2 protein-coding genes are annotated in these 2,369 nt (G+C 27.6%); both read left to right on the forward strand.

Annotated features, from left to right (window positions below; all coding sequences use genetic code 11):
- Positions 1–384: 384 nt before the first annotated feature.
- Positions 385–900, forward strand: a complete 516-nt coding sequence (locus BA195_RS09565) for a hypothetical protein (RefSeq protein WP_068704874.1) — start codon at positions 385–387, stop codon at positions 898–900.
- Between the two features lie 161 nt (positions 901–1,061).
- On the forward strand, positions 1,062–1,943 hold the full coding sequence (locus BA195_RS09570) for a hypothetical protein (protein ID WP_068704876.1): 882 nt from the start codon (positions 1,062–1,064) through the stop codon (positions 1,941–1,943).
- The last annotated feature ends 426 nt before the right edge of the window (positions 1,944–2,369 follow it).

Below are 2,369 nucleotides of genomic sequence, written 5' to 3' on the forward strand. Positions count from 1 at the left end.
CGAAAAGAGAGAGAGAATATTTCGGGAATTAAAAAATAAGTTTTAGCAACAATACGGAATTGAAATCGTGAGAATTTACTCGGAATCTAAATATTGAATAAAAAAATACTTGAGAATTTTAGCTACTAAAAATAGAACCCGAAAAAAGCAGAAACGTAAACTACGAAACGCCAACAACGTGTATAGTTCATTACGGGGGATTTTCTTGCAGAAAATCCTCGCACTTTTACTATCTTTGGTTTAAGTTCGGAAAATTGCTGCGCTCTTTTCCGTAACGAAACCATACACAAGTACGTTGGCAACTATTATCCAATCACACTTTTGAAAAAAAATAGTTCGGAATTTATGATAAAAAAAGGAATAAATATTAAAACTTAAAGTAAATTGAGAAAAATTATAAAACATTTTTATATTCTTATTTCAACTGTAATTTTAACTTATTCTTGTATATCAAAAAACGAAAAATTAAAGAATAGTTCAAATACTGAAAATTTAATTGAATATTCCGAATTAATATTTCCAAATAAAACATTAGAAAACAATTTAATAGGAAAACTGAAATATTATTACGAATTATCTGATACAGTTAAAACAGACAAAGAGGATATTAGAATAATGACTGTTTATGCAAAATTATCTAAAAATAAAATTGACCCAAAAAAATTGAATAAAATTGAATGCGATTCATTCTTTTCCATAGTTAATAATTTTAAAGACACTTTGAATAACCCAATATTCTTTAATACTGAAAACAAAAAAGGAAAATATTTTTTATCAGGAAAAGTAATAGTAAGATCTTTTCCAAGATATTATGAAAAATTGGATTCATTAAACGCAATAATAATAATTAGAGAATTTAACTTTCAGAAAAATGAACCAATAATTATTAACGAAAAATAAACAGTTGCCAACACCGTATAAACTTTATTGCTGGTTTTGGCTCACTTGGGAAATTCCTACGGAATTTCGCCGTCCGTGTTTTATTTAGTAAATTCACTGCTTAAACAACGCAACAAAGCTTATACAAACACGTTGGCAACAATAAAAAACCCGAACAAATAATGAAATTTAGAATATTAATTTTAACATTAGGAATTATCACATTTAATTCTTGTCAATTTAATCAATCAGTAAATACAGACTTAATTACTGGCGCTTATTCAAGAGGAGATGGAATTGGAATTGATGACATTAATATTGAAATCAATGGAAAAATTGAGAAAAGAAATGAATATGTATTTGGGGAAAAAGTGAATCTAATTTTTAACAATATTAACGGATTAACAAAGAAAGAAAATAAAACTTTCCCTGGATTATCAATGTATATTGTAAAAAACGAAAAAGATACTGTTCTTTCTAATCCAAACTTGTTGAAAAGTTTAGATAATGGAACTGACCTTTTTCCACTTCAATTACGAGCAAACTTTAGAACTGCTTTGCCTTATCAGAATGAAGAAAAATATAAAGTTTTCGTTAATATTTGGGACAAAAAGGGAGATGGAAAGTTCACTTATGAATTACCCTTTACTATAAAAGAAAATGACTTACTTAATATTGAAAACAAAGGAATTGAATATTCAGAAATATACTTGTGGAATGAAACAATTAAACAGCCAGTTTTTGACCAAAATGTGAGCACTGAAGATTTATTAATATTAATACTTGATGACATAAGTGGTTTGGAATTGAGCAATGAAAAAGTTTTCCCAATTTTCTCAATTGAACTTATAGATAATAAAGGAAATAAGATAATATCAAATCCGAATTTATTAAGTGATTATGAAAACGAAGGAGTAAATCCAGAAGATTTAAAAAGTCAATTAACTGCAAAATTAACTTTTACGAAAGGAGAAATAAATAATCCTTGCAAATTAATTGTGAAATTAAAGGACAAAAATTCAGCGAAGGAAATCAACATAAGAACTGAATTACAAATAAATTAAAGTTGCCAACACCGTGTAAAATTAATTGCTAGTAAAAGCTCACTTGGGAAATTCCTTCGGAATTTCGCCGTTCGTGATTAATCTAGTAAATTAGTTGCTTGAAACACGCAACTAATCTTACACAACAACGTTGTAAAACATACCCAAAAACACCCGGACTTTAAATTTAACTTTTGAAATATTTTGAAAATAGTAACTTTTAAGTTACCTTTGTCTAAATGGAAAAAGTTAGGCAAGTAATACAATATAAAAATTATTTCGAGGAGTTTCTACTTGCTCAACCGAAAAAAGTTCAAGACAAGATATTTAAGGTCATTGAAATAATCGAAACTTATCAGCACGTGCCGAAAACGTATTTGGCACCAATGAAAACTCATAAAGGATTATTTGAAGCTCGAATAAAATTAGGTTCGAATATTTGGAGAG

The sequence above is a fragment of the Tenacibaculum soleae genome (genome assembly GCF_001693415.1).
GTDB classification, from domain to species: domain Bacteria; phylum Bacteroidota; class Bacteroidia; order Flavobacteriales; family Flavobacteriaceae; genus Polaribacter; species Polaribacter soleae.

Excerpts from the sequence above, each read along its gene's own strand:
- BA195_RS09570 (WP_068704876.1), top strand. The coding sequence starts at position 1,062 with ATGAAATTTAGAATATTAATTTTAACATTAGGAATTATCACATTTAAT.